The organism is Labrys miyagiensis (assembly GCF_030160835.1).
In the GTDB taxonomy this organism is placed as follows: Bacteria; Pseudomonadota; Alphaproteobacteria; order Rhizobiales; family Labraceae; genus Labrys; species Labrys miyagiensis.
Map to the genome: position 1 here is coordinate 155,169 of NZ_BSPC01000014.1, position 6,000 is coordinate 161,168.

General features: G+C 63.8%; 4 protein-coding genes. 3 read left to right on the top strand and 1 reads right to left on the bottom strand.

What is annotated here, in order from left to right; all coding sequences use genetic code 11:
• Positions 1–64: 64 nt before the first annotated feature.
• The gene (locus tag QQL24_RS08390) at positions 65–1,876 is read right to left on the bottom strand and encodes an ABC-F family ATP-binding cassette domain-containing protein (RefSeq protein ID WP_284311517.1); all 1,812 of its coding nucleotides are present in this window, start codon (positions 1,874–1,876) and stop codon (positions 65–67) included.
• A 326-nt stretch (positions 1,877–2,202) separates the two neighbouring features.
• Between QQL24_RS08390 and QQL24_RS08395 the strand changes: the two genes are divergently transcribed.
• From QQL24_RS08395 to QQL24_RS08405, 3 genes are all read left to right on the top strand, one after another.
• Positions 2,203–2,991 carry a L,D-transpeptidase gene (locus QQL24_RS08395; protein WP_284311518.1) on the top strand — a complete coding sequence of 263 codons (789 nt, stop codon included), beginning with the start codon at positions 2,203–2,205 and terminating at the stop codon, positions 2,989–2,991.
• 318 nt (positions 2,992–3,309) lie between these two features.
• Complete coding sequence (locus tag QQL24_RS08400) at positions 3,310–4,368, top strand: sugar phosphate isomerase/epimerase family protein (protein WP_284311519.1); 1,059 nt, start codon at positions 3,310–3,312, stop codon at positions 4,366–4,368.
• Positions 4,369–4,668: 300 nt separating this feature from the next.
• Positions 4,669–5,841, top strand: a complete 1,173-nt coding sequence (locus QQL24_RS08405) for a Gfo/Idh/MocA family protein (protein ID WP_284311520.1) — start codon at positions 4,669–4,671, stop codon at positions 5,839–5,841.
• Positions 5,842–6,000: the final 159 nt, after the last annotated feature.

A 6,000-nucleotide genomic window follows, 5' to 3' on the forward strand; every position in this document is an offset into this window, starting at 1 on the left:
AATTTCGTATATTTAGCAAGGACGAGCATCACATTGATGACGCGTGTCGTTGCCTTGACCAATATCACCCCTCGAGTTCTTCCCTCAGCATCTCCAGGGCCAGCCATTCCTCCTCCGCCTTGGTCTTGTCGGACTCGACCTTCGCCAGATCGTGACTGAGTTGGCCGAACTTCTTGGAATCCTTGGCGAACAGGGAGGGATCGGCCAGGCGCTCATGCAAGGCGGCGGCCTTGGCGGCAAGGTCGTCGATCTTGCGCGGCAGGGTTTCCAGCGCATGCTTTTCCTTGAAGGAGAGCTTGCGCCTGACTGAACGCTCCGGCACGGCGGCGGGGAGGGGCGTGCTCTCCTTCGGCGCTTCGGCCTTCTCCGCCATCTTGCGGGCGACGCCGGCGCCGCGCTGGGCCACCATGTCGGAATAGCCGCCGGCATATTCGGTCCAGCGCCCGTCGCCCTCGCTCATCAGGATGGAGGTGGCGACACGGTCGAGGAAGTCGCGATCATGGCTGATGACGATCGCCGTGCCCTGGTAATCGCCGATCATCTCCTGCAGGAGGTCGAGGGTTTCGAGGTCGAGATCGTTAGTGGGTTCGTCCAGCACCAGCAGGTTGGAGGGCTTGGCGAGGGCGCGCGCCAGCATCAGGCGGCCGCGTTCGCCGCCCGAAAGCACCGAGACGGGCGTGCGGGCCTGTTCGGGCGAGAACAGGAAGTCGCGCATATAGCCGACCACGTGCTTGCGCTCGCCACCGACCTCGACATAGTCCGAACCGCCGCCCGTCAGCGTGTCGGAGAGCGTGGTCTCGGGATCGAGGCTTTCGCGGCGCTGGTCGAGCGTCACCATCTCGAGGCTGGCGCCGAGCTTCACCCTGCCGCTGTCGGGCGGGATGACGCCGGTGAGCAGGTTGAGCAGCGTGGTCTTGCCGGCGCCGTTCGGTCCAACGATGCCGATCCGGTCGCCGCGGGCGACGCGGATCGAGAAATCCTTGACGATCGGTGGGCCGCCCCAGTCCTTGTTGACGCCGACGGCCTCGATGACGAGCTTGCCGCTCTCCTCGCCGTCGGTGAGCGTCATCCTGACCGTGCCGGTGACGCGGCGGGCGTCGCGTCGCTCCTGGCGCAGGGCGGCGAGATTGGCCATGCGGCGGACATTGCGCTTGCGCCGCGCTGTCACGCCATAGCGCACCCAGTGCTCCTCGGCGACGATCTTGCGGTCGAGCTTCTGGCGGTCGCGTTCTTCCTCCTCCAGCATCTGGTCGCGCCATTCCTCGAAGAAGGCAAAGCCGCGATCCATGCGGCGCGTCATGCCGCGATCGAGCCAGACTGTTGCGCGCGAGAGGTTTTCGAGGAAGCGCCTGTCATGGCTGATCAGCACCAGGGCGGAGCGCAGCGAACCGATCTCCTTTTCCAGCCATTCGATGGCCGGCAGGTCGAGATGGTTGGTCGGCTCGTCCAGCAGCAGGATGTCGGGCTCCGGCGCCAGCACCCGGGCAAGCGCGGCGCGGCGGGCTTCGCCGCCCGAAAGATTGGCCGGATGCTCGTCGCCCGTCAGGCCGAGCTCGTTGAGGAGATAGGCGGCGCGATAGGGCTCGTCGCCGGGGCCGAGGCCTGCTTCGACATAGGCGAGCGTGGTTGCAAAACCGGTGAGATCGGGCTCTTGCGGCAGATAACGCACGGTGGCACCGGGATGGACGAAGCGTTCGCCCTTGTCGGCCTCGATCAGGCCTGCGGCGATCTTGAGGAGCGTCGATTTGCCCGAGCCGTTGCGGCCCACCAGGCAGAGCCGCTCGCCGGGCGCGATCGAGATATCAGCGCCTTCGAGCGTGGGCGTGCCGCCGAAGGTGAGGTGGATGTCGCGCAGGAAAAGCAGAGGAGGAGCCATGCGCGCCTTGTGACGGCGGGCGCGGAGGCGGTCAAGCCTTTTGCGGCGCGGCCCTTTGCGCCCGATGGGCAAAAGCTGGCTGCTGCCGCTGAGGCAGGAGAGCCATATGTCAGCTTTGCACCTTCATCTTTCGGACAGGGTCGGTCCGGGCTTCATTCCTTTATCGCTCGTGTCACGCCAAGCGGCATATGAAAGTAAGGTTAACGGCTATGCTTTCACGAAACCGCGATGCAAAGAAATGTGAAACGTTGCAGCAAAACAACAGCCGAACAGGCTGGTCTTGCTTATTGTATGTCTCGGTTCTCCCGATCCCTGTAGGATATGTAATGTCGCCTCTTTCCCGCCGCGCCTTTCTGATGGGCGCATCCATGACCGGCCTTGGTTTGAGCCTTGCAAGCTGCATAACCGATTCCGCCTCGATCAAGCCCGTCGTGGTCGCTTCGAGCGACCCGGCAACACTGCCGGCGATGCCTTCGGATGGCCGGCCGACCGATGCGATCTCGCAGCCGGACCAGCCGCTCAATCCGGATGGCACATACGACTACAAGGCGATCTACGGACAGACGACTGACGGCGAGTTCGTGGTGCCGGCCGTCGATACCAAGCGCGTCGGCGCGGCCTTCCTGCGCGCCGAGGTCGAGTATTCGACCGAGCAGCCGGCAGGCACCGTCATCGTCGATGCCAAGGAGCATTATCTCTATTACGTCATGGGTGGTGGCCGGGCCATGCGTTACGGCGTCGGTGTCGGCAAGCAGGGCTTCGGCTGGTCGGGCACCGCCGAAGTACATTTCAAGCGCGTCTGGCCGGATTGGTATCCGCCGGCGGAAATGATCGCCCGCCGTCCGGACCTGCGTCCGACCCTCAGCAAGCTACAGAGCGGCATCGGCATGCGGGGTGGCCCACGCAATCCGATCACCGGTCGCGCCATGTATCTGTGGCAGGGCAACAAGGATACGCTCTTCCGTATCCATGGCACGAACGAGCCCTACAGCATCGGGCACAATGCTTCCTCGGGCTGCATCCGCATGATCGTCCAGGACGTGATCGACCTCTACCAGCGGGTGCCGCTGGGTGGCCGTGTGGTCGTCCTCGGCCCGGGCCAGGCGACGGCCTGAACACGGAATTTCAAAGCGTATTGCGTTTTTATGTTGGGAAGGGGGCCGGGCGCCAATGCCCGGCCTTTTTTCGTCAGGCACAATCGCAGGCATCCCTGCCTGTTCTTGGAAACGGTTCGTTTGCTGGAAAGGAAGAGCAGGCTGCCGCCACGACCATCAAGATGGGTATGGCTGAGATGCCTGCATCCCGGGAAGACTTTTGCTTGGTGTACGTACGTCAGGCGCGTTGCGAAGCCTCGCGCGATTTGCCATGGTGGGATGATCCAAGCAACGGGCCGAAAAACGGGCCCGCATATTTTCATGGCAGGAGACGCGGCAATGGCGGCCACGATCAAGGGACCGGCGATTTTTCTCGCCCAGTTTGCGGGCGACGCGGCCCCCTTCAATTCATTCGATTCCATCTGCGCCTGGGCCGCCTCGCTCGGCTACAAGGGCGTGCAGATCCCGACCTGGGACGGGCGCCTGTTCAACCTGAGGAAGGCCGCCGAATCCAAGACCTATTGCGACGAGGTCGCCGGCATCGCCAGGAAGCACGGCCTCGCCATCACCGAATTGTCGACCCATCTGCAGGGCCAGCTCGTCGCCGTGCATCCAGCCTACGACTCAGCCTTCGATGCTTTCGCGCCTGTGGAAGTCCACGGCAAGCCGAAGGAGAGGCAGGCCTGGGCGGTGCAGCAGCTCAAAGACGCCGCCACTGCCTCGCGCCATCTCGGCCTCGATGCCCATGTCACCTTCTCCGGTGCGCTCGCCTGGCCCTTCACCTATCCCTGGCCGCAGCGCCCGGCCGGCTTGGTCGAGGAGGCCTTCGGGGAGCTCGCCAAGCGCTGGAAGCCGATTCTCGACACCTATGACGCTGTCGGCGTCGATGTCTGCTACGAGATCCACCCCGGCGAGGACCTGTTCGATGGCGCCACATTCGAACTGTTCGTCGATCGCCTGAAGGGCCACAAGCGGGCCAACATCAATTACGATCCCTCGCATTTCGTGCTGCAGCAGCTCGATTATCTCGCCTTCATCGACATCTATCACGAGCGCATCAAGGCCTTCCATGTGAAGGATGCCGAGTTCAATCCCACCGGCCGCCAGGGCGTCTATTCGGGCTATGCCTCCTGGACGGAGAGGGCGGGCCGCTTCCGTTCGCTCGGCGACGGGCAGGTCGACTTCTCCGGCATCTTCTCCAAGCTCGCCCAGTATGATTATGATTCCTGGGCGGTGCTCGAATGGGAATGCTGCCTCAAGCATCCCGAGGACGGCGCCGCCGAGGGTGCGCCCTTCATCCAGAGCCACATCATCCGGGTGACGGAAAAGGCCTTCGACGATTTCGCCGGCGGCAGTACGGACCGCAAGGCGGTGCGCAAATTGTTGGGGCTGAGGTAATTGGAAGACGTTGGGCTGCCAGTGAGCGATTTTTGCAGAGGTCGTGCCGCCCCTCACCTCTATCCTCTCCCCGTAAACGGGGCGAGGGGGCACAATTGCCGTGATTTATTCTCTGGCGACTCATCTCACCCAACCGTCGAGCGAGATGAACTGTTCTGAAGACGAAGCTCGCCTTCGAAGCCCCCTCGCCCCGTTTACGGGGAGAGGATAGAGGTGAGGGGCTGCGCCAACCTTCAAAAAAAGGGTTGATTTTCATTCGGCCAGTCGAGGCCGGTGCAAACGAAAAGAGGAAACGTTCAGATGGCGATCGAAGGCCGTTCGGATAGCAAGGCAGGCGGGCGTGTGCGCTATGGCATGGTCGGCGGCGGGGAGGGCGCGTTCATCGGCGCCGTGCACCGGCTCGCCGCCCGCATGGATGACGATTACGTCTTCGTGGCCGGCGCCCTGTCCTCGACCCCTGAGAAGGCGCAGCGCTCGGGCGAGGCTCTCGGGCTCGACCCTGCCCGCATCTATCCCGATTTCGCCACCATGGCGCAGAAGGAAAAGCGCCGGAAGGACGGCATCGAGGCGGTCGCCATCGTCACCCCCAACCACATGCACGCGCCTGCGGCCGAGGCCTTCATCAAGGCCGGCATCCATGTCATCTGCGACAAGCCGGTAACGACGACGCTGAAGGATGCGCTGAAGCTGAAGAAGCTCGCCGAGGAGAAGGGTGTCATCTTCGCGGTGACGCACAACTACACCGGCTATCCCCTGATCCGCGCGGCCCGTGAGATGGTGAAGGCGGGGAATCTCGGCGAAATCCGCCTGATCCAGGTGGAATATCCACAGGACTGGCTCACCACCAATATCGAGCAGACAGGCCAGAAACAGGCCGACTGGCGCACCGACCCCAAGCGTTCCGGCGCCGGCGGCTCGATCGGCGATATCGGCACGCATGCCTTCAACCTGGCGCAGTTCGTCGGTGGGCTGGAAGTGTCCCAGCTCCTGGCTGAGCTCACCACCTTCGTGCCCGGCCGCGCCCTGGACGACAATGTCCAGGTGCTGCTGCGCTATGCCAACGGCGCGCGAGGCGCCTTGTGGGCGAGCCAGGTGGCGCCGGGCAACGAGAACGGCCTGATGCTGCGCGTCTATGGCTCCAAGGCCGGCTTCCACTGGCGCCAGGACAACCCGAACTACCTCTATTTCACGCCGCATGGCGAGCCGACCCGCATCCTCACCCGCGGTTCTGGCGCGGTGGGCGAGGCGGCTGCCCGCGTGACGCGCGTGCCGCCGGGCCATCCCGAAGGCTATCTGGAGGGCTTCGCCAACATCTACACCGAGATCGCGCGGGCAATTAAGGCGGCCCGCACCGGCGCGAAGCTCGACCCGGCCGTGACCTTCCCCGGCATCGACGACGGCATCGCCGGCATGGCCTTCATCGAGGCGGCGGTGAAGTCGTCGAAGAAGGGCGGGGTGTGGGTGAACTGGTAGCTGGGAGCGCGGACGTCCTCGTCCGCTCTTGAAACGCATTCGCAAGCAAAATGGGGCGCAAATCCAGCGATATGCGCCCTTATTTTTTGCCCGCGGTGTTTCCAAGAGACACCCTGTGTCAACCTCCCTGGTGATCTGAGGTTGGCATGAGCGTGAGGG

Bases quoted from the DNA above. Each gene is read 5' to 3' on its own strand.
- QQL24_RS08390 (WP_284311517.1), bottom strand. From the start codon at position 1,876: ATGGCTCCTCCTCTGCTTTTCCTGCGCGACATCCACCTCACCTTCGGC.
- QQL24_RS08395 (WP_284311518.1), top strand. From the start codon at position 2,203: ATGTCGCCTCTTTCCCGCCGCGCCTTTCTGATGGGCGCATCCATGACC.
- QQL24_RS08400 (WP_284311519.1), top strand. From the start codon at position 3,310: ATGGCGGCCACGATCAAGGGACCGGCGATTTTTCTCGCCCAGTTTGCG.
- QQL24_RS08405 (WP_284311520.1), top strand. From the start codon at position 4,669: ATGGCGATCGAAGGCCGTTCGGATAGCAAGGCAGGCGGGCGTGTGCGC.